Source organism: Permianibacter aggregans, from assembly GCF_009756665.1.
Lineage (GTDB): Bacteria > Pseudomonadota > Gammaproteobacteria > Enterobacterales > Permianibacteraceae > Permianibacter > Permianibacter aggregans.
This window is the reverse complement of record NZ_CP037953.1, coordinates 44,026-68,695: the sequence shown is the minus strand read 5'-3', so window position 1 is coordinate 68,695 and position 24,670 is coordinate 44,026. Positions and strand designations below refer to the sequence as shown.

Genomic DNA, 24,670 nt, shown 5'->3' with positions numbered 1-24,670 from the left:
ACATGTAATGTTGGCGTCACGTGTGGGTCAGGCCAGAACGCCTATCGTTACTCCAATTCGATGTGAGAGTTGAGCTGCTGTGCCCGATTATGGAGACCCTGAGGCGATGAATCCGTTGCTACCCCGTTTATCACGACGACAGTTCCTCTATGGTGCTATGGCCAGCGGCATATGGCTCTCATTACCGTCGGGGTTACGGGCCGATACGATGGGGAACCGCATAACGGAGAATGTCCCAGCCATTTTGACCGGGCACACATTTGATTTAATCGTATCGGAGACCGAGGTCAATTTCTCAGGAGTAAGCCGACTCGCGACCACTATCAATGGCTCGATTCCCGCTCCTACACTGGTTTGGCGAGAAGGCGACACCGTTACCATTCGTGTGACGAACAAGCTCGGTGTAACTACGTCGATTCACTGGCACGGTATAATTCTTCCATTTCAAATGGATGGGGTCCCGGGCATCAGTTTCGATGGCATTGCTCCAGGAAAAACCTTCACATATCAATTCAAAGTACAGCAATCCGGTACGTATTGGTACCACTCCCATAGCGGTTTTCAAGAAATGACCGGGATGTATGGCGCGATCATCATCCTGCCGAAAAGTGGCGATGGTATCAACGCCGAGCGCGATCATGTCGTTCTACTTTCGGATTGGACGGATGACGATCCGATGGCGGTGTTTGCTCGATTGAAGCATCAAAGCGACTACTACAATTTCAATCAGCCAACGGTCGCCGATTTTTTTCATGATGCCAGAGTGCTGGGCATGTCCGCCGCAATTAGCAAACGACAAATGTGGAATGAGATGCGGATGAACCCAACTGATCTCGCTGACCTTTCTGCTAGCGCCTTAACTTTTTTAATGAATGGCCGAACGGCCGCAGGCAATTGGTTCGGGGTGGTAAAAAAAGGAGAGCGGGTCCGTTTGCGATTTATCAATGGCTCCAGCAACACATTTTTCGATGTTCGTGTTCCCGGGTTAAAAATGGTGGTTGTACAAGCTGATGGACAGAATGTTGAGCCCGTGACGTGTGAAGAGTTTCGCTTCGGACCGGGAGAAACCTATGACGTCATCGTGCGTACTGATGAAGATGCGCACACGATTTTTGCGCAAACGATGGACAGAACCGGCTTTGTGCGAGGAACACTCGGTACGACACCAGAAGTGCAGCCGCCGGTTCCTGACATGGATTCGCCGCAATGGCTGTCGATGACCGACATGATGGGGACAATGGGCGCTAGTGCTGGTACTCACGGAGGCCACGACGAAATGCATGGAAAAATGGCCATGGACCATAGTGCACATCGAATGGGGGCATCTCAGCACACGGGTCATGATTCACTCGCAGCGCCATCACAGCTCGTGCGGCATGCGCGAACCGAATATGGTGCAACCGTTGACATGCGAGTGGATACGCCGAGAACTAACCTGGACGATCCGGGCATTGGTTTGCGAAACAATGGTCGTCGTGTCCTGACACTTGATGATCTGCGAACGATTGGCGGCCCAATGGATGAAAGAATGCCGGCTCGTGAAGTCGAATTGCACTTGACCGGGAATATGGAGCGGTACAGCTGGTCATTTGATGGCGTCGAATTTGGGCAATCTACACCAGTACATTTTCGTCATGGTGAACGAGTCAGAGTAATTCTGCAAAACGATACGATGATGACACATCCGATGCATTTGCACGGTTTGTGGAGCGAACTTGAAAACGACAAAGGGGACTTTCTTGCTCGGCGCCATACCATCCCCATTCAACCTGCGCAACGGATAAGCTTTCAAGTTACGGCGGACGCGCTGGGCCGATGGGCGTGGCATTGTCACCTGTTATTCCACATGGATGCGGGCATGTTTCGCGAAGTGGTGGTGTCATGAGTCGTCATTTGGGAGTGTGGGCTGTTTTCACGCTGCTTCCCCTTTCGGGCAATGTGTTCGCCGATCCACCGAAGCGCGAACAGTCCGATTACAGCGAACATCCGGCAAGTAATGCGGCCAAACCCAAGCTTGCTAACGCACATTCCGCCCATCGAATGAGCGAAACGCAGGACAGCACTGCGGCACCAGGAGAGTCGCAACACGATCACGACTCTGTGAGCAACCGTAAGACTGATGCACCTGTCTCTGCACGCGATCCAGACCAATGGAGCGATGGACTTAAACGAGGAGAAGGGCCGTATTTCGTTGCCCGTGACGGCAAATTGCGATTGATGGATGAAAAATGGTTCGCCGCGGTGATGTTTGAGGAGTTCGAGTATCAAGACCTGAACGCGGGGGGAGCTGGTGCTTACGATGCGCAAGCCTGGTATGGACGAACCTATGACCGCTTAACGGTTAAAGCAGAAGGAGCGTTTTCAAAGGGTCGCGTGGGTGAAGCGCGAAGTGAGCTGCTATGGAGTCACGCCATTGCGTCGTTTTGGGACGCGCAATTGGGGGCACGCTTCGACAAAGGTGAGGACGTTGATCGCCGCTGGTTGGCCTTGGGCATCCAGGGTTTGGCACCGTATTGGTTTGAAGTTGATGGCGGGCTGTACTTAGGCGAACAAGGAAGGAGTGCATTACGCCTATCTGCGTCTTACGATGTTGTATTTACTCAACGATTGATCCTAGTGCCGGTGATGGAGGTGGAGGCTTTTGGTAAGGCTGACGCGCCAAATGGCATAGGAAAAGGACTGGCTACCGGTACATTTGGGCTGCGGTTTCGCTACGAATTCTCCCGCCAGTTCGCTCCGTATATTGGAGTAGAGCAGGAATACGCGTACGGCGATACGGCAGAGCTTCGTCGTCAACGATTCGAGGAACCCCGCGAAACATACTGGGTGGCAGGTGTAAGGTTTTGGTTTTGAGCATGTAGTGTTGGGGTCATGATTCGGTGCCATGACTTCGCAGAGATGTACAGGTTGACTGCACCCTACTGAGTTGGAGATTGAATATGAATCGGAAAATGGTTTTGATGCTTACCACAGCATTGTTTTCGGGAGTGTCCTCACAGAGTTTTGCTCATGATCCCAGTGAGCATGAGAAGGAAAAGGAAGCCGTGGATTGTAGCAGCATGAAAGACATGGACCATAGCAAGATGGATATGACTGATCCAGTCATGCAAGCCATGATGAAGCAATGTCATGACGAAATGGAAAAAGCCAAGGAAAAAGTCACGCCGGATGAAAAAGCCACCGAAACAGAGAAGAAAAAGGCAAAGAAGAAGAAACACGACCATAACGAGGAAAAGTGAGCCTAAGGAAAACCATTCCCTGCCGCCCGATTCGGCGGCGGGGATGAAGGGAGCGTTATGTCAAAACATATGTCTGCGAATGAAAAAGCCTATATTGCTGCCTTGCGATACCAGTGGCTCACCCCGATGTATGACCGGGTCGTGAAGTATTCCACGCGCGAGCACACCACTAAACATGCATTATTGGACATGGTGAAAATCGAAGCGGGCGAGCATGTCCTCGATGTCGGCTGTGGCACCGGAACTTTGGCATTGATGGCTAAAACTGCACAACCCTACGCATTGGTTTTTGGCATTGATGCGGATAAACACATACTTGATATCGCCCAGCAGAAAGTCCGTCGTCAACGCTTTCATGTGCAGTTTAGTCAGTCATGGGCTGACAAACTAAACTTCGCGCCTAACACATTTGATTGTGTGGTGAGCAGCCTTTTCTTTCATCACTTGCAGTGGCAGGAAAAGCTGGCTGTCGCCACTGAAATTATGCGTGTACTCAAGCCTGGCGGGCGATTTGGTATTGCAGACTGGGGCGAGCCGAGCTCACTGGTTATGCGTTATCTTTTTAAACCAGTCCAGTGGCTGGATGGGTACAGCAATACGCAAGAGAACCTAGATGGCAAGTTGAAGCTGATGCTGGAAATAACAGGATTTCAGAGCATTGAAACCGTCAAGCATTTCAATACCATTTTCGGTACATTAAGTTTGCATTTGGCATACAAGCCATTCAATTCATAAAAGGAAAGCGTGCACCGATGAAACGACTGCTAATCGATGTTATCGCCACCGTGGTTGTGTTGTTTCTGGGGATGGTGGTTTTTGCCTGGACCGGGTGGTATCCCATAGGCGCGGATGTTCCACACTATTCCGTTACTACGGAGGCATTAACATTGTTGCGCGAACGGGCAATCAGCAATGCCAGCGCAGGGATCAAAGTGCCACCGCTGGATGATCCGAGTTGGTTGATTCGTGGAGGCGCCGATTACGATGCGATGTGCACGGGTTGTCATCTCAAACCAGGGCAAGCGTCCAGTGATCTCAGTTTAGGCTTGTATCCAGCACCGCCAAATTTGACACAGTCGAACGCTGAACATGGGCATGCCGAGTCGAAGGAGCTGACAGCTGCGCGTCAATTTTGGGTGATCAAGCATGGCATTAAAGCGTCGGGGATGCCTGCTTGGGGGATTACTCATGACGATCAGCGGATTTGGGAAATGGTGGCATTCCTGCAAAAACTCCCAGATATGACGCCAATTCAGTATCAGATTCTTACTGGGCGTTCATCGAACAAAACGCCTGACGCATCTCACCAGGGGCACTGAAATGCACTTTCTAACGCGAACATTGCTGTTGAGTCTGAGCATCATACTGCCGGCAACAGTGATTGCTCATAGTGGTACGGACCCCAAGACTGAACTGAGTAAAAATCTGAAACAGTCCAAGGCGTTGCATGCCGCGATCAACGGGTCACTGAACACTCAGCAGCGGCTCGAGTTACTGCAACAACAGGTTCGTATCCTGGAAAATCGGATTCACACCCTAAGGGATGCCATGATCAGAGACTTTCCGCATGTGAAAGAAGCGATGAGTCGTTATCGGATCAATTATATCGACATTACTGACACGACATTAGTTGATCTAAAGCAAACATTGGAACAAATGAACGCGCTAATGTCGGAGTCGTCGGCATTGCAACCAGCCGTTCCATGAATGCACGTTTAACCATTAGCATCGGTTAGGAGCAAGAGGGAAGATACATGAACCTTACGGATCCTGTCTGCGGGATGGCGTTGAAAGACGATAGCCTTGATCATCTTGAACATAACGGGAACACCTATTACTTTTGCAGTAAAAAATGCCTTACCAAGTTCAAAGCCAATCCGAAACAGTATCTGGGTGATACCCCAGAAACCTCGCTGGAAGCGAACTCCGCCGCAACGGTGGAGTATACCTGCCCCATGCACCCAGAGATTCGTCAAGCGGGTCCAGGTACATGCCCCAAATGTGGTATGACGCTTGAGCCCGTTCAACCGCTCCTGACGGAGGAGCGCAATCCCGAACTTGAGGACTTCCGCCGCCGGTTTTGGTGGACATTACCGCTAACCATCATTGTCACCCTACTGGCGATGTCGGGCGGTTTTTTTGATCAGTGGCTCGGAGGTAAGCGGCAATGGATTGAATTCGTGCTTTCCACGCCCGTGGCGCTCTGGTCGGGCTGGCCGTTTTATCATCGAGGGTTGCTATCGGTCATCAATCGCTCGCCGAACATGTGGACCCTGATTGGTCTCGGCACGGCTACCGCTTATGTGTATAGCGTTGTTGCGATCCTGTTTCCAGGGCTCTTTCCGGAATCGTTTCTAGTTAAGGGTCATGTGGAAGTCTATTTTGAAGCGGCCGCCGTGATCATTTCCTTGACGCTACTGGGTCAGATCCTGGAGCTGAAAGCACGCTCTGAAACCGGTGCCGCGATCAAAGCGTTGTTGGGTTTGGCACCAAAAACCGCAAGACGTATTTCGGAGAATGGTGAAGAACAAGATGTGCCGCTAACACATGTCCATGCTGGAGATCGCCTGCGGGTTCGTCCTGGGGAAAAAATTCCCGTTGATGGTGTGGTGCTTGAAGGACAAAGTGCAGTCGATGAATCGATGCTCACCGGCGAGCCGATGCCCGTCAGCAAAAAAGAAGGGGACAGCGTTATCGGTGCCACGCTCAACACCAGTGGCGCGTTAATTATTCAGGCTGAAAAAGTGGGGTCTGCGACCGTACTCTCACAGATTGTCCAGATGGTCGCACAGGCACAGCGCTCGAAAGCGCCTCTGCAACGGTTGGCCGACATAGTTGCTGGGTATTTTGTGTTAGTGGTGATCGGCATTGCGATTTTAACGTTTCTTGGCTGGGGATTATGGGGACCCGAACCGAGTTGGGCGTTTGGATTTATCAATGCAGTCGCGGTGCTCATTATCGCTTGCCCTTGCGCATTGGGCTTGGCGACACCAATGTCAGTGATGGTGGCGACCGGGCGTGGTGCCAGTCAGGGTATTTTGTTCAAAGATGCAGCTGCAATCGAACATCTGCGCAAGGTAGACACCTTAATTGTTGATAAAACAGGAACCTTGACAGAAGGTAAGCCTGCATTCGACTCCGTGATCGGCGCATTAGGATATACCGAAGAAGAGGTACTGCGACTGGCAGCGAGTTTGGATCTGGGTAGTGAACATCCCCTGGCACATGCCCTGGTTGCTGAAGCAAAAACGAAAAAGCTTGCATTAACCGAACCCGAGACCTTTGAGTCCGCTTCCGGTATTGGCGTTCGAGGCCGGGTTGAAGGACATGAGCTGGTGCTGGGGAACACCGCGTTGATGGAAGAGGCGGGTATTGCATGGCAACCCCTGCAAGAGCAAGCAGAGAAGCTACGTGCGCGCGGGGCGAGTGTGATGTACCTCGGCGTAGGCCAACAACTGGCAGGCGTGTTAGCGGTGGCCGATCCAATCAAGCCCTCAACGCCAGAGGCGATCGCCACGCTGCGTCAGCAAGCCGTCAACATCATCATGGCTACGGGTGATGGTGAAACCACGGCAAAATCCGTTGGCGAGCAGTTAGGCATCGACGAAATTCACGGGGAAGTCCGTCCGCAAGACAAAGAACGTCTGGTCGCCAAACTTCAGTCGCAACAGCATAAGGTCGCGATGGCCGGAGATGGTATTAATGATGCGCCCGCGTTGGCTCGTGCAGATGTGGGAATTGCCATGGGGACAGGTACGGATGTCGCCATGAGTACCGCGCAACTAACGCTGGTCAAAGGTGATCTGAGAGGCATCGCGGTCGCTCGCCAGCTGTCCGTAAACACCGTTCGCAATATGCATCAGAACTTGACGTTTGCCTTCTTGTATAACGCTCTGGGAGTACCGATTGCGGCAGGACTACTTTATCCCTTCACGGGTATGTTGCTCTCGCCTTTGATTGCTGCGCTGGCCATGAGCTTGTCCTCGGTTTCAGTCGTTTTCAATGCGTTGCGATTACGGCACGTGAACATCAACGTGTAGCGAGGTGAATCATGAAACATGCTGAACCTTCCTTCTGGCGCACTCCGTCTGGTTGGATTGCCTTGGTGCTGATTGCTTTTGCGGTGTACTTTCTCTTGATGGAGCATCGTGAGCATGTGTTTGCGTTCTTACCGTTTGCCATTATTTTGCTTTGTCCCGTGATGCACATCTTTATGCATCGGGGGCACGGGCACCATCATAATCACGATGGGTCAGCCAAGTCAGCGCAACACAAGGAGTCGCACCATGACCACTGAATCGGGGTATGGCCTGTGGTCATTGGTGATCCTGAATTCCGTATTCTTTATTTTCTTCGCGTTCAGTTTCACCAAACCAAAAACCGCACTGGACTGGCGAAGTCTTGGTGCCTTCAGTGCATTCATAGTGGCACTGTTTACGGAAATGTATGGGATACCGTTAACCATTTATTTTCTGAGTCCATGGTTGACCAAGCTTTATCCTAATGTCGATTTTCTTGCACATGAAAATGGCCACTTGCTGCATACCTTACTTGGGTTTTCCGGCGACCCACACTTTGATCCTCTGCATTTGCTGAGTACGGGATTACTGGTTTTTGGTTTCTACGTGCTGTCTTCCGCCTGGAGTGTTTTACATAAGGCGCAGAAAAAAGGGGAGTTGGCGCAAACGGGCTGGTATGCAAAATGCCGTCATCCACAATACTTGGCATTCATCATCATTATGTTTGGCTTCTTACTGCAATGGCCTACACTACCGACTCTGCTGATGTTTCCTGTCTTGATCTGGGTCTATGTAAGATTGGCCAAAACAGAGGAGAAGCTTGCCATTGATGCGTTTGGAGATGCTTATGTCTCGTATCAACAGCGAGTCCCTGCCTGGATTCCATCCTGGCGAGGAAACCATGACATCGCGCAGCACCAATGATGACGAAGAGGGGATAACTGATGAACATTCAACCGATTAAATTTGCAATTGCCAGCGCAATAACAGCGCTGATCGTGTGGTTACTATGCAGCGTTATGGTATGGCTGCATCCCCAGTTCATGCTGTCACTATCCGGCGATATGTTCCATGCGAACCTGGCGCCCATGGGATGGCAGTTAACCATATCAGGTGTTATAAAAGGCGCGTTCGCGTGGATGATTTTCGCTGCGATCTTTGCCTGGCTGTTGGCGACTTTCTATAATCAGCTTCAACAACAAAAGAAAGCTTGACGTTCACTCAAGATCATGAGTTTGACGATGTCACAAATACCTAGCCAAACGATCACGAAAAAGCACTGGCGTTGCTGGTTGGTGTTGCTGGTGTTCGTTCTGCAAAGTGTAGCCGTGGCGACCACCAAACCATCACATGTTCAGCATTTTGCATCCGGTGGCGCGGAGATTCATCAGCAGTCTCAGGAATGCCATCATCAACGAGGTGAACCACAGATCAGTTCCTCGGCGGAGTGCTGTCAGCACTGCCCCGGTGCGGCACTGTGCAGTCCTTTTTCCGGCAGTGGTGGATGTGATCCACTGCCTCATGCCGTTTCATTGGTTTCCAATGTGGTGATTTGTCCTCTAATTGCTCTGGTTGCCAACGAACGTCCACACACTCGTGCGTTCTCTGCTCGCCTTTCTGATCACGACGTTTACCGCCCTCCCAAATCAACGCCATCAATCGCTTGATTGTATCCTCAGCATGTTCGAGATAGTCCCGGTATGGTGATGATCTCATGGGAAGCGTTCCTTTTACATGCAACCAGAATAGGCCTGTTGAAACGAATTGGAGGCAAACCATGCGACGACTTTCGCTGGCAACCACCCTGATACTCAGCATCATTTCCCCCATTTTTGTCACTGCTTGCAGTGATGAGCCTTCATCAACGAGCAAGGAAATGGTGAGTCGCGATACCCCCGTACTCCAAGGCGACGAAATTGCCTTGGAAATGTATAAGAGTCCGACCTGCCAATGCTGTTCCAAGTGGACTCATCACGTTGAAGCGTTTGATTTTGATGTGACCTCTCATCACCCAGACGACCTGTCTGAAGTGAAGAAAAAGTTTGGTGTACCCGACCGATACCACGCCTGTCATACCAGTGTTACATCAGATGGTTTTGTGTTTGAAGGGCACATTCCAGCGAAATTTATTCGCCAATATTTGATGGAGAAGCCTCCAGGTACGCTGGGTCTGACCGTTCCAGGTATGCCGCTCGGTAGCCCGGGCATGAATGTAGGAGGACGGTTTTCGCCATACACCATTTTCCTCATTCACACCGATGGCTCCGTAAGCAATTACGCTGAGATCAAGACCTACGAGGATCAGTATGATATCGACTAAACGCCCGCTGGTTGTGGTCGCACTGACCTCGACACTAAATGCTTTTGCTGCCGCTGAGCCAGTGACAACACCGCAGGCAGCGCCCGCGCTCACCGTAGACTACGCGATAACCATCGCGCATCAGCGCGACCCATGGATAAGCGCAAGCCAGTCGAGAGAGTCATCGTTGCAGGCGGAGGCGATCTCCGCATCGACAATGCCCGATCCCCGCCTGTCTTTCTCGCTCGCCAATATACCGGTGGATAGCTTTTCATTGCGTGATGAAGGCATGAGCCAGGTGGTGATTGGGGCTTCACAAATCATCCCGCGCGGCAATACGCTTGCATTGCTTCAGCAGCAAAAAAACCAACTGGCGGCACAACATCCTTCGCTACGTCGTGAGCGGCGTGCCAAAGTTGCCTCTATCGTGGCTGAGCTGTGGCTAAACATTTATCTGATTCAAGAGTCAGAACGGCTGATTTCCGAGGAGTTACCGCTATTTCAACAGTTGGCGAGTTTGACCGACGCGAGGTATCGATCGGCATTAGGAAAGACCCGACAAGCAGACGTGATACGCGCGCAGTTGGAATACACCAAACTTCGTGATCGCTTACTTGATTTAGCCAAACAGAAAAAAGGTGCTCTGCAAAAACTGGGTGAGTGGATAGGTGTTGAACGACTACCCACCGAAGTTGATATCCAATCCGAAGTGTTTCAGCTTTATCAGCCACGGATATTGGAAGGGCTGGATGGCGCACCTCACTATCAACGCGCACTGGTGGAGAATCATCCATCGGTGCAAGCGTTTGATGCGCTCGTTGGTGCTTCTCACACACAAACGGAGTTAGCCAAACAGCGATATCGGCCGGAGTGGATGATTACTGCTCAGTATGGAATTCGCGACACCGATCCTACCGGCAATGATCGTTCCGACTTGTTTTCCGTTGGCGTTAGCTTCGACTTACCCCTCTTCACCAGCAATCGCCAAGACAAGGATGTCGCCGCCGCCATCGCCAATACCAAAGCCCTTGAATCTGATCGAGAGCGAATGTTGCGTAGTCTTGAGGCAATGCTGCTGTCTTCGGTTGAGGAGTGGCGTCAGGTTTCAGCTCGAGTCGATTTGTATCTGCGATCAATATTGCCGGAGAGTCGTATGACTAAGGAAGCGGCAAGGTCCGCCTACATGCACGATGATGGCGATTTTCCGGAGCTGGTACGAGCACAAATTGCCGAATTGAACGCCAAGCTTGAACTCGTGAACTTGCAGGTAACTGAGCGCAAATACTTGGTGCAATTGAATTACATTCTGGTTGGTGCGATGAACGGCACAACGAATCATTCAGCAGCCTCAGAAGGAGAACAAGATGAATAAAATTGTCGTCACGGGGCTCACGCTGATCGTTGGTGCTGTCATCGGAGCAGGCGTGGTAGCGTGGCTACTACCAACGGCATCATCACCGGTCCCGGCCGAAAAAAAACCACTGTACTGGGTGGCGCCGATGGACCCGAGTTATCGTAGAGACAAGCCCGGAAAATCACCGATGGGTATGGATCTTATCCCGGTTTACGAAGAGCAATCCGCTAAAGAATCACCTGGAACAGTCCGTATTGTTCCCGACGTCGAGAACAATATTGGCGTTCGCATTGCCAAAGTTGAGTTCGCCGGCCTTGATCAGCGCATCGATACAGTTGGCTATGTCCAGTTCAATGAAGATGAGTTGCGGCATGTTCATCCCCGTGTCGAGGGCTGGGTAGAGACTTTGCACGTTAAAGCGGAAGGTGCAAGCGTTCGAAAAGGAGAGCCTGTGTACAGTCTCTATTCCCCTGTTCTTGTCAATGCCCAACGTGAGTTCATCCTAGCCCATGAGCAAGGTCGGCCCGATTTGCTAGCCGCCGCTCGACAGCGTTTGGTGGCGCTAGCATTTCCGATCGACAAGATTGACTCACTGATAAAGACTGGCCAACCGTTGCGAACCGTAACTATTGCCGCGCCGCTTTCTGGCGTGGTCGAAAATCTGGGTGTGCGTGAAGGCGTATTCATCAAGCCTGGACAAACTGTGGTATCACTCGGTTCTCTCGATAAGGTTTGGGTCATTGCAGAAATCTTTGAGGCATCAGCCCAACACTTATCACTGCATGACGAGGCAATTATCAGTTCGGATGCCATGCCTGACGTTCGTTGGAGCGGCCGCATTGATTACATCTACCCAGTGCTCGACAACAAGACTCGGACGGTACGAGTTCGAATCGTTGTGGACAACGATGGCAAGCAATTGAAGCCCAACATGTTTGTTCGAGTTTACCTAAACGATGACCAACCAACACCACGGATGGTCGTTCCGCGTGAAGCGGTAATTCGAACAGGGGCTCAGGATCGCGTGGTTGTGGCGCTGGGCGATGGCCGCTTCAAATCTGTGGCCGTCAAGGTTGGCCAAGTTGGTGGCAACAAAATCGAGATTTTGGACGGACTGATGCCTGATGATGAAGTGGTGATATCGGCGCAGTTCCTGCTCGACTCAGAATCAAGCAAAACATCCGACTTCATACGCATGCAGCATAGCCAGGATCAAGCCACAGGACCGTTAGCCGTATGGGTCAAGGCGACCATTACATCGTTGATGCCTGAGCACAAGATGGTGAGTCTGCAGCACGATGAAGTGCCGGATTGGGGATGGCCCAGCATGACAATGGACTTCAGCACAGCGGATGATGTCGACCTGACATCACTCCGTGAGGGCATGGTCATACATGTGGAACTCAAAAAAGCCGACGACGGAAAGGTGGTAGTGAACGCGGTTCACATACCAGAGCAGAAGAATATCGATGGTCCGCCATCAAAGCGCGAATCGCCTGAGTCGGAGTACGCGGATCCCGACACCGAAGTTGACCACAGCCATCACTGAGGATACTGATCATGATTGAGGCAATTATCCGATGGTCAATCGGTAACCGGTTTCTGGTGTTATTGGCTACCATCATTCTTATGGGCATAGGGTTGTACTCGGTGAAAAATACGCCGGTTGATGCCATCCCCGATTTGTCTGATGTGCAAGTGATTATCAAAACCAATTTTCCGGGGCAGGCTCCACAAGTTGTCCAGGACCAGGTGACGTATCCCTTAACCACGGCAATGCTGGCGGTGCCGGGTGCGGTAACGGTTCGTGGTTATTCCTTTTTCGGTGACTCCTATGTTTACGTAATTTTCGACGAAGATACCGACGCCTACTGGGCCCGCTCGCGGGTGCTGGAATATTTATCACAAGTCGCACCAACGTTACCTGCGAATGCACGACCACAACTCGGGCCGGATGCGACTGGCGTTGGTTGGGTTTATATCTACGCGTTGATCGATAGAACAGGACAGCACGATCTCAGTCAGCTGCGGAGTTTGCAAGATTGGTTCTTGAAATACGAACTGCAAACCGTTGATGGGGTATCGGAAGTCTCTGCTGTGGGCGGCATGGTCAAGCAATATCAAGTAACGGCGGATCCCAATAAGCTTCGCGCCTATGGCATGCCGATGGCGCATTTACAGCAAGCAATACAACGCGGCAACCAGGAGATTGGTGCATCAGTTGTTGAAATGGCAGAGGCGGAATACATGATTCGTGCCACTGGCTACATTCAATCCATTAAAGACTTGGAATTATTACCACTAGGGCTTAACGCAAATGGCACCCCCATCTTGCTGAAGGATGTCGCGGAAATAGGTGTAGGCCCTCAGATGCGACGAGGGATTGCCGAGTTTAATGGCGAGGGAGAAACCGTTGGCGGCATCGTCGTCATGCGCTATGGTGAGAACGCCCAGACCACAATTGATGGCGTGAAAGCAAAGCTCGCGCAGCTACAAAAAAGTCTGCCTGATGGCGTTGAGGTGGTTCCGGTTTATGATCGTTCCAGTCTCATTCAGCGTGCCGTCGACAACCTGTGGTACAAACTGCTGGAGGAGTTTGTTGTCGTGGCAATTGTATGCATGGTGTTTCTGTTTCATGTGCGTTCCTCACTGGTTGCTATTGTCAGCCTGCCAATTGGCATTCTCACAGCATTCATTGTTATGCACGCCCAAGGCATTAACGCCAACATCATGTCACTAGGAGGGATTGCGATCGCTATTGGCGCGATGATCGACGGTGCAATCGTCATGATCGAGAACATGCACAAGCACATGGAGCGAACGCCGCTCACCGACGCCAATCGCTGGGAAATTGTCGCTCGTTCTGCTGTGGAAGTAGGACCTGCCTTATTTTTTAGCCTGCTGATCATCACCGTGAGTTTTGTGCCGGTGTTTACGCTGGAGGCGCAAGAAGGACGGATGTTCTCACCGCTAGCTTTCACGAAAACCTATGCCATGGCGGCCAGTGCTGCACTGGCTATTACGTTAGTGCCAGTGCTGATGGGGTACTTCATTCGCGGGAAGGTTATTGCTGAGCACAAAAACCCGATCAATCGTTTTTTGGTTGCCGCTTACTTGCCAGTATTGAAATGGGTTTTGAACTACCCCAAGACAACCTTACTGGCAAGCGGGCTCATCGCCGTGTTTGGTTTATGGCCGCTCACCCATATCGGGAGCGAGTTTATGCCTCCACTTGATGAAGGCGACTTGATGTACATGCCGACAACGTATGCCGGCGTATCAATCGGCAAAGCCAGGGAAATCCTGCAACAAACCGATAAACTCATCAGAACCATACCAGAGGTAAAGACGGTTTTTGGCAAGATAGGGCGAGCTGACACCGCCACCGACCCAGCACCTTTGACTATGGTGGAAACCTTTATTCAATTGAAACCAAGGGAAGAGTGGCGTGATGGCTTAACGCCCGATGCGCTCAGAAAGGAGCTGGATACGATAGTAAAAGTGCCTGGCATCACCAATGCGTGGGTGATGCCAATTAAAACTCGCATTGATATGTTGGCTACTGGAATCAAGACGCCGGTTGGCGTCAAAGTTTCCGGACCAAAACTGGAGGAAATTCAGCGCATCGGCAAACGATTGGAAGAGATTCTCATTGACGTACCCGGTACGGCCTCGGTGTATTCGGAACGGGTCGCGGGAGGACGCTACATCAAAGTCGATATCCAGCGAGATAAAGCTGCGCGCTATGCGCTCAACATCGCCGATGTACAACAGGTCATCGCTACGGCTATCGGCGGTATGAATATTGCTCAAACCGTTGAGGGGCTTGAACGCTACCCAATCAATCTCCGTTATCCACAGGCTTACCGTGACTCTCCTGAACAGTTGGCACAACTACCGCTGGTCACTTCACAAGGTCAGCGAATCGCGTTAGGCGATGTCGCCAAGGTTTACGTTGAAGACGGCCCACCAGCGATCAAAAGCGAAAATGCCCGACTCAACGGCTGGACTTACGTGGATTTGAATACGGATGACATCGGCCGCTATGTTGAAGCAGCCAAAAGAGTGGTCAATGAGAAATTGGACTTACCTGCAGGTTATGCGGTCACGTGGTCTGGTCAATACGAATACATGGAACGGGCCAAGGAAAAGCTGAGCTATGTTGTACCCCTTGCCATAGCGATCATCATCGTGTTGCTGTATTTGAACTTCAACCGCGTCTCCGATGTCGTTTTGATTGTCGGGCTCTTGCCGTTTTCGTTGGTTGGGAGTATCTGGTTAATGTATTGGCTGGGTTTCAACTTCTCCGTTGCCGTAGGGGTTGGGTTGATCGCCTTGGCAGGAGTTGCGACGGAGTTGAGTGTGATCATGCTGGTGTTTTTACAGATCACCTATCGTGACGCATTAGATCGCGCTAAACGAGAAAATCGACCGATGGCACTAGAGGAGTTCAAACAGTCCATTATTGAAGGGGGGGCACTCAGAATCAGGCCGAAAGCCATGACCGCCAGTGCCATCATTGTTGGCTTGCTGCCAATCATGTACGGCACCGGAACAGGCTCTGAAGTGATGAGCCGAATAGCCGCGCCGATGGTGGGAGGCATGCTCAGCGCTGTTTGGTTAACCCTGATCGTGTTACCCGTAATTTACTTTTTGATTCATCGTCGCCATCACAGGTAAGAAAGTGCCGGTGACTTGCGAGCATGAAGGAAGCGGGGATTTCAGTCTGAGGAGGAAGTGACAAGTAATCCGCACATACTTGATATCGATCAACTTCTTCCGATTCGATATCAAGTATAAGTTTGATCAATATGGCAGGGACTCGATAATGAGCAGGCGACGACGCGACTTACTGACAATGCTGATGCTGATCGTTTTCAGCATTGGCGTCAGTGCGGGTACCGGTCACCGCTGTGCAAGCAAGTCCCTCGCCAACACCGCTCCCGCATCATCCTCACAATCGTTGACCTTAGACCATAGCGATCATCATCCGTCGCACAACGCATCACTTCACCACAGTCATCATCTGTCGACAGCGGATGCAGAAAATTTGGCGTCCGACGCTGTGCATAGCCATCAACATGAGAGTAATGCCTGTCACTGTCTCAATTGTAACTGCCCACCATTGAACTGCAGCCACATGGTACTGCCCGGTGACGAATCATTGGTACCGGTCACTCTCCCAGGGCATGACACGTTTTTGCCACTCCACATCACGTTCGTCACTAGCTTCTATATCCCTCATTTCCGACCACCCAAATTCTTACGGTAATTCCTCGTTACTGACGTTGCGTTGTGGAGTCATTGCTCCACGATGAACAGGAAGCTTTCCGTAGGAGAATGAGATGAATACACCACGTCTAGCGCTTGGACTTCTTGCGCTTTGGGCGACGCCTTGCCTGCTCGCAGCACCATACAACGAACTTCCGGCTGGTCGGTTTGCACTAGTCGGATATGGAGATGTCAAGTACGAATCTGTCGATTCCAGTGATCAACGTGCGTTCAGTGCGCGTTTTGTGCCAATTTTCTTGTTCAGTTTATCGGACCGAATGCATATCGAAGCGGAAACCGAAATCTCGCTTGATGCTGAGGGGGAGACGGAGGTCGAACTAGAGTACGCCGATATCCATTACTTTTTAACCGACTCCAGTACTCTAACCGCCGGCAAGTTTTTGCTGCCGTTTGGTCAGTTCAGTGCCAACTGGCATCCGAGCTGGATAAACCGCTCGCCGTGGACGCCAGGTATTTACGGGTCACACGGAGGCACGCAAGCCATGACACCACTATTGCCGGTGCTGAGTGATGTTGGTGTGGCATTTCAGCAGGTAATGTCTCTATCAGATCGTCAACGCATTTTCCTGGATGTCTTTCTCACCAATGGTGTCCGTGCGGCGGAACACGAGGAGGAAGAAGGAGAGGAAGAAATGGAGGAGTTGCCTGAGCTAGAGTTTGACGCCACCAATGGCGATAACAACAAAAACAAAGCCTGGGGCGGCAGGATTGGTTTTGCACTACTGCCTACCTTGGAGATTGGTACCTCGTTGTACCGCGCAAAATACGACGAAGAAGAACAACTCGATTTCGCAGCGAACGGAGTCGATATCAACCTGATTGGCCAACACTATCTCGTTCGTGGCGAATACATTGAAACCGAAGTCGACTCAATGGAAGAGGCCGAAATTCATGCGATCAAGCGAGATGGTTGGTTCCTTCAAGGCACGCTGCAACTCGGTCGACTTTTCCCCTCGATGGGGCCCATCGAACTCGTGCTTGAGCGAGCCAAAGTCAGTGAGCCGATGGGATCTACGAGATGGGCGTATGGCATCAATTATTGGACTGATGCTCGTTCAGTGATCAAGTTTGCTTACGAACAAACCGAATTGGACGATGGCACCGACGATAATCGCTTGGCTGCGCAAATGAGTTATGGATTCTGAGGAGTGAACGATGAAAACATTGCTGCTAACACTTGGATTGTTTTCGGTGGCTGGACTGGGAGTGCATCCTGCTATTTCAGCGGAGATCAGTGGCGCCGAGGTGGTCAACAACAACTGTGCAAGATGCCACAACTCGAGACCCGTTCACGAGTTCTCTCTTGCAGAGTGGGCGGTCATATTGCCTCACATGCGAGAAAAGGCCCATCTCACAGCGCAAGAGACTGACGCTGTATTGCAGTTTTTCCAGACGGTGGGGCAACCACGAGCAGTTGGAACGACGTCAACTTCGCCAAGCGTGCCGCTATCGGGGAGTGAACTCATGACCAGATACGGCTGTCAGGGGTGTCATCAATTTAATGGCGTGGGTGGCGTTGTCGGGCCAAGCTTGGATCGTATCGTGGCGGACAAGGGCGAGCCTTTCGTTCGACAAAAAATCGTCAATCCGCAGTTCAATAATCCTGCTTCCGCAATGCCAAGGATGCCGATGACCGAGGCGGAAGTTGACGCCATCTTAGCGCTGCTGAAGCAAGCCAAACCGTAGTGAGCCCAGAACTCGGAGTATCGCGAAACATGATGCTCCGTGCTGAACTAACCTCATAAACAGTTAGGAGGGACTATCATGTCCATGAACGTCACCCGCAATCAATCAGCGTCCAGAGAGATAGGAGTCGATTATTTTTTGGTCGATAAAGTCGGCTGCTCAGGATGCGTGTCCAAAATAGAACGTTCTGTTTCAGCCATCAATGGTGTGCAGGATGTCAGAGTGAATTTTGATAAACGAGTCGTTGCAGTGCGCGGCACGCATTCACCTCAGGATGTGCTGGACACGTTGAACCACCAAGGCTTCGCGGCTAACGTGATAACGGTCGATCAGGCTCAGCAAATAGGAGGCTTTTGATATGGCTACGCTGACACGCATTCATTCACACCTTTCCCGTACAAAAGCTTCAAGGTTCTCGCCCTTGCTTGGTTGGCTGTTACTTCTTGGCGTAGCTACCGTATTGTCGGGATGCACCCATACGCCGCTTTATCATCGTTTGATCATGAAGGGCCAGGTGGTTTCTGTTGACAGCGAGACAATTGTGGTTTGTGTCGGTAGTAAAGATGGCGCCGAAATGGGGCAGGTGCTCGATGTGGTGCGCTATCAGTTTAATGCGGTCTCTAGCGAAGGCGACGAGCAGTATATTCGAGTTCCTGTTGGCAAGGTGAAATTGCAAAAAATTGTGAATGAGCATTTCGCGCGTGCTGTGCTCATTTCCGGTGAAGTGCACGCCAGTGACATGGTGGAGTTGCCTTAACTCGTGCATCAATTGTGCCAGTTTATCGCTTCAACACATTGGGTTATTGACATTTTGTCTAAGCGTTAACTTTCACATCATTAAAAGGAAAGAGCCATGGATGAAAATCGCTTGAAAGCAAAGAGGATGGGAATTGATGCCCAGCGCAAATGCGTTGCTTACATGTCGAGTTCCTGTCACGTCTGTCGCGCCGAGGGGTTTAATGCTTTGTCACGGGTAAGGCTGACCGTGGGAGAGCGGCACCTTATTGCAGATCTCAATATCTGCCAGGAATCCATCATACCGGAAGGGCACATCGGTTTGTCCGAGAAGGCCTGGCAATTATTGGATTGTCAACCGGGTCAAGCCGTATCTGTCGCGCATCCTTTGCCGCTGGCGTCGATGGCGAAAGTTCGAAGAAAATTCTTTGGGCATCAATTGCTGCAGGCTGACTACGAGGCGATCCTGTTTGATGTTGTTGCTGAACGCTACAGTGACGTGCAATTAACGGCGTTCTTGGCAGCAGCCAGCAAAGACATGCATGAAGAGGAAATAACGGCACTGACCTCCGCGATGGTCGCGGTCGGTGAGCAACTGTCGTGGCATCGCGGGCCGGTTTTGGACAAGCATTGTGTTGGCGGATTACCTGGCAATAGAACCACGCCTATTGTCGTGGCGGTTGTGGCAGCGAATGGTTTCTGTATGCCGAAAACGTCATCGCGCGCGATTACCTCACCGGCCGGTACCGCAGACACCATGGAAACCATGACCCAGGTTGATCTATCGCTGAACCAAATGCGTTCCGTTGTTGCACGAGAAGGTGCGTGTTTGGTGTGGGGCGGTGCGGTCAATCTCAGCCCGGCTGATGATATTTTGATTCGGGTGGAGCGTGTTCTCGATATAGACAGTGATGCCCAGTTAATTGCTTCTGTGCTCAGCAAGAAAAAGGCTGCCGGTGCGGGCGCAGTGCTGATTGATATTCCCGTTGGCCCGACAGCAAAGGTACGTACTGATGTTGCCGGCGAGCGGTTAGCCAGTACGCTGAAAGCGGTGGGGGAACGAATCGGCTTACGTGTGCATGCGCGGATCACCGATGGGCGCCAACCGATTGGTCGTGGCATCGGTCCCGCGCTGGAAGCGCGGGATGTGCTAGCAGTATTACAGAATCGATCGGATGCGCCAGGGGATCTTCGTTTGCGGGCGTTACAGCTCGCAGGAGATTTGCTTGAGTTGGGCGGTGTACCAGTAGGAGAGGGATTTCGTCGTGCCGAGCAAACCCTTAGTTCTGGCGAAGCATTGCGAAAGTTCTTAGCCATTTGTGATGCGCAAGGGGGATTTCGCGAGCCGACCAAAGCGAGGTTCAAGCACCCGGTAACAGCGGCACGAAATGGCGTCGTGCGCGATGTGGATAACCGGGTACTGGCTCGACTTGCCAAATTGGCTGGTGCGCCAGCGACGCAGTCTGCCGGAATTGAGTTGCACGTGCGACTCGGCGATGCCGTCATTGAAGGAGAACCATTATTCACGTTGCATGCGGACACGCGTGGTGAATTAACCTATGCGTTAGCCTATTTGGATATGCAGCAAGAAATATTCGTCATTTCCGAGGAGGAGGCATCATGAGTGACTCGCTTTGGTTCACGGTCGATAACAACATTGAGCTTCAGCAAGGCGTGCTTAGTCGTTTAGACATCGAACTTGGCAATGTCCTGATTCGGCATTTCCCTGATGGCGAAAGCTACGTCAGAGTGGAAAGTGACTGTCGTGATCGTGACATCATTATTCAATGCACGTTAACCGAACCTGATGCACGAATTTTGCCGCTCTTCTTTCTTGCTGACACAGCACGGGAGCTCGGCGCCCGATCGGTCGGTCTGGTCGCACCTTATCTGGCATATATGCGCCAAGACAAACGCTTCCAAGTTGGTGAATCAATTTCCTCTCGGTTGTTTGCACAATACCTTTCGGCACGATTTGATTGGTTGCTAACGGTGGACCCACATCTTCATCGTTTTCACACGCTTGAAGATTTGTATGGCATTCCCTGTCGAGTGATCCATGCTGCACCGGCATTAACCTCCTATATCGCACAAGCCATTCCCAATGCCCTGCTGATTGGTCCTGACAGCGAAAGTGAGCAATGGGTCAGTGCCATAGCAAAGATGGGAGACATGCCATATCAGGTACTGCAGAAAGAACGTCGTGGTGACCGTGATGTGTCTGTGTCGATACCGGAAACGTCTCGCTGGAAACACCATACTCCAGTATTGATCGATGACATGATTTCAACGGGTCAAACGTTGATCGAAACGATTGGGCATCTGAAGTCAGCCGGGCTCAATGCTCCAATCTGTGTATCCGTACACGGACTTTTTTCGGAAAGTGCTGACGTTCGTATCATGGCCGCAGGAGCAGCGCGGATTGTCACCACGAACAGTATTGTTCATCGAACCAACGCCATCGACTTGGCTCCGCTTATTGCTGAGGCATTACCGACGATGCTGCCAGTTCACCGAGGAGCATAGCGATGTCCGCGGTGCTAACCATTAATACCGGCAGTCAAAGTGTGAGATTGACACTATTTAATCGCCAGAAAAACGGCGAGTACCAACGGACCAGTATGCACTATCGCGACCCGAACGGTACCTTATCACCAGATTTGCTGCTGAATATCACAGCCCGACCCCATATCGTCGCGCATCGATGGGTGCATGGTGGTGATTGGTTGACGGAACCACGGCGTTTCCGACGACAAGATAGTGTAGCTGTTGAACGGCTTAACTCAATGGCGCCTTTGCACAATCCAAAAGCGTTCCAGTGGTTGATGGTCGCGACGGCAACATGGCCAAACGCGCGCCATATTTTGATCCCAGACACGGGGTTGTACAGACGATTGCCCGAACTAACTTGGCGACTTCCGTTACCACGTAACATCTGTGCAACGCTTGGTTTACGTCGCTACGGTTTCCACGGCCTGGCCCATACGGCCATGTGGCGTGCGTTGCGAAACGAGGCTCCTCATCAAGCGCATGGCAAGTTGATCACCCTCCAGTTAGGTGGCGGTAGCTCCGTCACGGCGTGGTCTGCCGGCGAGCCACTCGAAACTTCAATGGGATACAGCCCGCTGTCAGGCGTCATGATGAGTAGCCGCCCAGGAGATCTTGATCCAGAAGTTGTGCTCAAATTGGTGGAAGCACTGGGCATCGAGCAAACCCGCGCCATTCTCAATCAACAATCGGGATTGTTCGGCGTTTCCGCTGAATCGGCAGACATGCGCGAATTATTGGCGAGCGATTCGGCGTCCGCGTCGCTTGCCGTCGAGATGTACTGCCATCGCCTCGTTCATCAGGTCGGTTCCTACATCACCACTCTCGGTGGCTTGGATGCTCTGGTTTTTGGTGGTGGTATTGGCTTTCATTCTGAAGTGATTCGCACAAAAGTGTGCCGACAATTGGCCTGGCATGGCGTAACAATTGAAGACGAACGAAACGCGGGTGAGAAGCTGCATGATGGTCGCATCAGTCCTGTAGAGGCGGTTCCCGCAGTATTTGCGTTCGACGCCGATGAGGCATTTGAACTGTACAACCAAGCGATTGAATTTAAGGAGACCGAATTATGAGTTCCCATCATCGGTGGCACGTAAAGGAAAAATTGGCGGCGTACCGACACGCCGATCCCGCATTCTCTCAATGGGCTAACGGGTACGGCGTCATTACCCACTCCGAAGAAACCCAAATTCGTATAGTTGACATGGCCAATGAGCTGCTTGTGCGCGGGGTCGTCGACAACAAAGCTGCGGTGTTTTCGACGCTTTCTGCGCTCGATAAATTTTGTTCGCTTGCCATGTGGTTGGTGGTGACCATGGCATACGTGCGACGGCCTCGGCTTGATGGAACTGCATTACATGCAGAGGATTTCAAAGCCTCGCCACAGGGGCATGTTGGTGGATCGCTGAACATGGTTCCGGCGTATTGTGGCTATCTTGGTATTAATGCGCTTATGGGGATCACCCGCGGCTGGGTTATGGGCCAAGGACATTGTGTCGCGGCAATCGACGCCTGCAATGTTTTAATCGGCAACATGACACCGCAACACGCGGACCGTTACTCCCTTGATGAACAGGGGATCAGCCAGCTATGTCAAGACTTCTACCGTTACGAGGTGACTGGCGAAGGCAGTCCAATCTCGCCGCTCGGTAGTCACGTGAACGTCCACACCGCCGGCGGGATCAGCGAAGGCGGATACCTGGGATTCACCGAACTTCAGTATGTGCATATGCCACTACCGGGTGAACGCCTGGTCGCGTTTTTGAGCGATGGGGCATTTGAGGAGCAGCGAGGTAGCGACTGGGCGGCGCGGTGGTGGCGTGCGCAGGACTCTGGCTTGGTCGTGCCGGTGATGATTGCGAACGGACGACGGATAGAGCAGCGCTCTACGATGGCGCAGCAAGGAGGGGTGCCTTGGTTAACCCAACACCTGCAGCTTAATGGATTTGATGTTGTTCGAATCGATGGTCGAGATCCCGCTGCCTTCGTCTGGGCTATTTGGGAAATGGAATCGCGTCTTGAAGCATGTGCCAATGCCGTTCGACGGGGCGAGGGGAGTTACCCCATACCGTTGCATTATGTGATTGCTGAAGCTCCGAAAGGGTTTGGCTTTCCAGGAGCGGGCACGAACCTCGCGCATAATCTCCCACTTGGCGAAAACCCGGCAACGAACGAATCGGCACGCTCGGCGTTTAACACTGCGGCAAGCGCACTATTCGTGCCGACTTCGCAGTGGCAAAACATACGCGAGCCTTTGCGTCGACATAAAACTCAGCAACGCCCATTGGAGCGCGACCATGCGATGACCCGTAAGCACGTTACGCCAATTTCGATGATTCCTGGAGCTTGGTCGCCACTCAAAGAGCAGATGTCGCCTATGCAGGCCATTGATTCGTTCTTCGTCTCGCTGGTTAAAGCCAATCCTTCACTACGTGTCCGCATTGGCAATCCGGATGAGTTGGCCAGCAATCGTATGCAGGCCACGCTTCAGCATTGCAAGCACAGGGTGTTCAATCCGGAGCCAGATCTTGATGAGGCCATTGATGGTGCAATCATCACCGCCCTCAACGAAGAGGCCGTGGCGGGTGCCGCGCTGGCAAACAAGGGCGGTATCAATCTGGTCGTCAGCTACGAAGCGTTTGCCGTAAAAATGTTGGGCTTGATGCGTCAGGAAATTATTTTTGTACGCCATCAGAAGGTTCACGGTGTCGCGCCAGCATGGCATGCGATCCCGTTTCTACTTACGTCCCATACTTGGGAGAACGGAAAAAACGAGCAGTCTCACCAAGACCCTACACTGGTGGAAGCGCTGTGGGGCGAGATGTCAGACACCGCCGTTGTACGATTTCCAGCAGACGCCAACAGTGCCATCGCATGTATGCGTGACTGCTACCAAAAGAAAAATGAGATTCATGCATTAGTCGTCCCCAAAACACCGATGCCGGTGCAGCTTTCGGCAGAACAGAGCGAGATGATGATTCAACGCGGCGCCTTACGCTTATCCGGGGCTCATGAGTGCGATGTGGAGATCGTCGTGATTGGTGCATTCCAACTGCAGCAAAGTCAAAAAGCTGCGCAAAGGTTAGGCGCCCACGGCATTCAAGTATCCGTCACTTATCTATTGGAACCAGCGCGCTTCCGGGAGCCAAGAGACAAGTTAGAACGGCAGTATTGTTCGAATCCGTCGCCGCAAAGCTTTGGTAATCCAAGCACAGCAAGAATATTTGTATCACACACACGCCCCGAACCAATTCGTGGATTGCTACGTCAACTCGATACCGGCCGATCAACTGCCTTTTTGGGCTATCTGAATCATGGTGGCACTTTTGATACTTCATCGATGCTGTTTGCCAATCGCTGCAGCTGGCTCCACATTGTTGCTCGCTATGCAGAGCTAGCCTCTATGCCAATCGAGGAACTGCTCACGGTCGAAGAACGAGAGGCGCTTAATGGTGTCGGAAACATCAGGGACATCGTTGGCGCATAGTGTCACGCGGGC

23 protein-coding genes are annotated in these 24,670 nt (G+C 51.8%); all 23 read left to right on the top strand.

Annotation, left to right across the window (positions count from 1 at the left end; genetic code table 11):
* Positions 1-115: 115 nt before the first annotated feature.
* The gene (locus E2H98_RS00320; protein ID WP_198325283.1) at positions 116-1,885 is read left to right on the top strand and encodes a copper resistance system multicopper oxidase; all 1,770 of its coding nucleotides are present in this window, start codon (positions 116-118) and stop codon (positions 1,883-1,885) included.
* Positions 1,882-2,853 (top strand): copper resistance protein B, encoded by a 972-nt coding sequence (locus E2H98_RS00315; RefSeq protein WP_157591190.1) that lies wholly within the window; start codon positions 1,882-1,884, stop codon positions 2,851-2,853. Before E2H98_RS00320 ends, E2H98_RS00315 begins: the two co-directional genes overlap by 4 nt.
* A gap of 86 nt (positions 2,854-2,939) precedes the next feature.
* Positions 2,940-3,239, top strand: a complete 300-nt coding sequence (locus tag E2H98_RS00310; protein WP_133592941.1) for a hypothetical protein — start codon at positions 2,940-2,942, stop codon at positions 3,237-3,239.
* A 57-nt stretch (positions 3,240-3,296) separates the two neighbouring features.
* Positions 3,297-3,974 carry a class I SAM-dependent methyltransferase gene (locus E2H98_RS00305; RefSeq protein WP_133592943.1) on the top strand — a complete coding sequence of 226 codons (678 nt, stop codon included), beginning with the start codon at positions 3,297-3,299 and terminating at the stop codon, positions 3,972-3,974.
* 17 nt (positions 3,975-3,991) lie between these two features.
* Positions 3,992-4,558 (top strand): c-type cytochrome, encoded by a 567-nt coding sequence (locus tag E2H98_RS00300; protein ID WP_133592945.1) that lies wholly within the window; start codon positions 3,992-3,994, stop codon positions 4,556-4,558.
* Positions 4,559-4,586: 28 nt separating this feature from the next.
* Positions 4,587-4,946, top strand: coding sequence for a hypothetical protein (locus E2H98_RS00295; RefSeq protein ID WP_133592947.1), 360 nt, complete (start codon positions 4,587-4,589; stop codon positions 4,944-4,946).
* A 47-nt stretch (positions 4,947-4,993) separates the two neighbouring features.
* Positions 4,994-7,279 (top strand): heavy metal translocating P-type ATPase, encoded by a 2,286-nt coding sequence (locus E2H98_RS00290; protein WP_133592949.1) that lies wholly within the window; start codon positions 4,994-4,996, stop codon positions 7,277-7,279.
* An 11-nt stretch (positions 7,280-7,290) separates the two neighbouring features.
* Positions 7,291-7,536, top strand: a complete 246-nt coding sequence (locus E2H98_RS00285; RefSeq protein ID WP_133592951.1) for a DUF2933 domain-containing protein — start codon at positions 7,291-7,293, stop codon at positions 7,534-7,536.
* Positions 7,526-8,182: a methyltransferase family protein gene (locus tag E2H98_RS00280; protein WP_133592953.1), complete on the top strand. Its 657-nt coding sequence runs from the start codon at positions 7,526-7,528 to the stop codon at positions 8,180-8,182. The genes E2H98_RS00285 and E2H98_RS00280 overlap by 11 nt, the downstream gene beginning before the upstream one ends.
* A gap of 20 nt (positions 8,183-8,202) precedes the next feature.
* Positions 8,203-8,472, top strand: coding sequence for a DUF5676 family membrane protein (locus tag E2H98_RS00275; protein ID WP_133592956.1), 270 nt, complete (start codon positions 8,203-8,205; stop codon positions 8,470-8,472).
* Between the two features lie 27 nt (positions 8,473-8,499).
* Complete coding sequence (locus E2H98_RS00270) at positions 8,500-8,925, top strand: hypothetical protein (RefSeq protein WP_133592958.1); 426 nt, start codon at positions 8,500-8,502, stop codon at positions 8,923-8,925.
* A 110-nt stretch (positions 8,926-9,035) separates the two neighbouring features.
* The gene (locus tag E2H98_RS00265; RefSeq protein ID WP_157591189.1) at positions 9,036-9,578 is read left to right on the top strand and encodes a DUF411 domain-containing protein; all 543 of its coding nucleotides are present in this window, start codon (positions 9,036-9,038) and stop codon (positions 9,576-9,578) included.
* A complete protein-coding gene (locus E2H98_RS00260; protein WP_133592962.1) occupies positions 9,565-10,929 on the top strand; it encodes a TolC family protein in 1,365 nt (454 codons plus the stop codon). Before E2H98_RS00265 ends, E2H98_RS00260 begins: the two co-directional genes overlap by 14 nt.
* Positions 10,922-12,460, top strand: a complete 1,539-nt coding sequence (locus tag E2H98_RS00255) for an efflux RND transporter periplasmic adaptor subunit (RefSeq protein WP_133592964.1) — start codon at positions 10,922-10,924, stop codon at positions 12,458-12,460. Before E2H98_RS00260 ends, E2H98_RS00255 begins: the two co-directional genes overlap by 8 nt.
* A gap of 11 nt (positions 12,461-12,471) precedes the next feature.
* A complete protein-coding gene (locus tag E2H98_RS00250) occupies positions 12,472-15,591 on the top strand; it encodes an efflux RND transporter permease subunit (protein ID WP_133592966.1) in 3,120 nt (1,039 codons plus the stop codon).
* A 665-nt stretch (positions 15,592-16,256) separates the two neighbouring features.
* Complete coding sequence (locus E2H98_RS00245; protein ID WP_133592968.1) at positions 16,257-17,348, top strand: porin; 1,092 nt, start codon at positions 16,257-16,259, stop codon at positions 17,346-17,348.
* Positions 17,349-17,358: 10 nt separating this feature from the next.
* Complete coding sequence (locus E2H98_RS00240) at positions 17,359-17,889, top strand: c-type cytochrome (protein ID WP_133592970.1); 531 nt, start codon at positions 17,359-17,361, stop codon at positions 17,887-17,889.
* A gap of 78 nt (positions 17,890-17,967) precedes the next feature.
* Entirely contained in the window at positions 17,968-18,246 is a 279-nt protein-coding gene (locus E2H98_RS00235; RefSeq protein ID WP_133592972.1) for a heavy-metal-associated domain-containing protein, read from the top strand.
* Between the two features lies 1 nt (position 18,247).
* Complete coding sequence (locus E2H98_RS00230; protein WP_133592974.1) at positions 18,248-18,646, top strand: hypothetical protein; 399 nt, start codon at positions 18,248-18,250, stop codon at positions 18,644-18,646.
* A 96-nt stretch (positions 18,647-18,742) separates the two neighbouring features.
* On the top strand, positions 18,743-20,248 hold the full coding sequence (locus tag E2H98_RS00225) for a thymidine phosphorylase family protein (RefSeq protein WP_133592976.1): 1,506 nt from the start codon (positions 18,743-18,745) through the stop codon (positions 20,246-20,248).
* Positions 20,245-21,150 (top strand): ribose-phosphate pyrophosphokinase, encoded by a 906-nt coding sequence (locus tag E2H98_RS00220; protein ID WP_133592978.1) that lies wholly within the window; start codon positions 20,245-20,247, stop codon positions 21,148-21,150. Before E2H98_RS00225 ends, E2H98_RS00220 begins: the two co-directional genes overlap by 4 nt.
* Before the next feature lie 2 nt (positions 21,151-21,152).
* Entirely contained in the window at positions 21,153-22,244 is a 1,092-nt protein-coding gene (locus tag E2H98_RS00215) for an acetate/propionate family kinase (protein WP_133592980.1), read from the top strand.
* Positions 22,241-24,658 (top strand): phosphoketolase family protein, encoded by a 2,418-nt coding sequence (locus E2H98_RS00210; RefSeq protein ID WP_133592982.1) that lies wholly within the window; start codon positions 22,241-22,243, stop codon positions 24,656-24,658. The genes E2H98_RS00215 and E2H98_RS00210 overlap by 4 nt, the downstream gene beginning before the upstream one ends.
* Positions 24,659-24,670 lie beyond the last annotated feature (12 nt).

Bases quoted from the DNA above. Each gene is read 5' to 3' on its own strand.
- E2H98_RS00260 (WP_133592962.1), top strand. From the start codon at position 9,565: ATGATATCGACTAAACGCCCGCTGGTTGTGGTCGCACTGACCTCGACA.
- E2H98_RS00270 (WP_133592958.1), top strand. From the start codon at position 8,500: ATGTCACAAATACCTAGCCAAACGATCACGAAAAAGCACTGGCGTTGC.
- E2H98_RS00275 (WP_133592956.1), top strand. From the start codon at position 8,203: ATGAACATTCAACCGATTAAATTTGCAATTGCCAGCGCAATAACAGCG.
- E2H98_RS00290 (WP_133592949.1), top strand. From the start codon at position 4,994: ATGAACCTTACGGATCCTGTCTGCGGGATGGCGTTGAAAGACGATAGC.
- E2H98_RS00225 (WP_133592976.1), top strand. From the start codon at position 18,743: ATGGATGAAAATCGCTTGAAAGCAAAGAGGATGGGAATTGATGCCCAG.
- E2H98_RS00220 (WP_133592978.1), top strand. From the start codon at position 20,245: ATGAGTGACTCGCTTTGGTTCACGGTCGATAACAACATTGAGCTTCAG.
- E2H98_RS00215 (WP_133592980.1), top strand. From the start codon at position 21,153: ATGTCCGCGGTGCTAACCATTAATACCGGCAGTCAAAGTGTGAGATTG.
- E2H98_RS00315 (WP_157591190.1), top strand. From the start codon at position 1,882: ATGAGTCGTCATTTGGGAGTGTGGGCTGTTTTCACGCTGCTTCCCCTT.
- E2H98_RS00265 (WP_157591189.1), top strand. From the start codon at position 9,036: ATGCGACGACTTTCGCTGGCAACCACCCTGATACTCAGCATCATTTCC.
- E2H98_RS00305 (WP_133592943.1), top strand. From the start codon at position 3,297: ATGTCAAAACATATGTCTGCGAATGAAAAAGCCTATATTGCTGCCTTG.
- E2H98_RS00240 (WP_133592970.1), top strand. From the start codon at position 17,359: ATGAAAACATTGCTGCTAACACTTGGATTGTTTTCGGTGGCTGGACTG.
- E2H98_RS00310 (WP_133592941.1), top strand. From the start codon at position 2,940: ATGAATCGGAAAATGGTTTTGATGCTTACCACAGCATTGTTTTCGGGA.
- E2H98_RS00300 (WP_133592945.1), top strand. From the start codon at position 3,992: ATGAAACGACTGCTAATCGATGTTATCGCCACCGTGGTTGTGTTGTTT.
- E2H98_RS00230 (WP_133592974.1), top strand. From the start codon at position 18,248: ATGGCTACGCTGACACGCATTCATTCACACCTTTCCCGTACAAAAGCT.
- E2H98_RS00250 (WP_133592966.1), top strand. From the start codon at position 12,472: ATGATTGAGGCAATTATCCGATGGTCAATCGGTAACCGGTTTCTGGTG.
- E2H98_RS00255 (WP_133592964.1), top strand. From the start codon at position 10,922: ATGAATAAAATTGTCGTCACGGGGCTCACGCTGATCGTTGGTGCTGTC.
- E2H98_RS00235 (WP_133592972.1), top strand. From the start codon at position 17,968: ATGTCCATGAACGTCACCCGCAATCAATCAGCGTCCAGAGAGATAGGA.
- E2H98_RS00245 (WP_133592968.1), top strand. From the start codon at position 16,257: ATGAATACACCACGTCTAGCGCTTGGACTTCTTGCGCTTTGGGCGACG.
- E2H98_RS00285 (WP_133592951.1), top strand. From the start codon at position 7,291: ATGAAACATGCTGAACCTTCCTTCTGGCGCACTCCGTCTGGTTGGATT.
- E2H98_RS00280 (WP_133592953.1), top strand. From the start codon at position 7,526: ATGACCACTGAATCGGGGTATGGCCTGTGGTCATTGGTGATCCTGAAT.
- E2H98_RS00210 (WP_133592982.1), top strand. From the start codon at position 22,241: ATGAGTTCCCATCATCGGTGGCACGTAAAGGAAAAATTGGCGGCGTAC.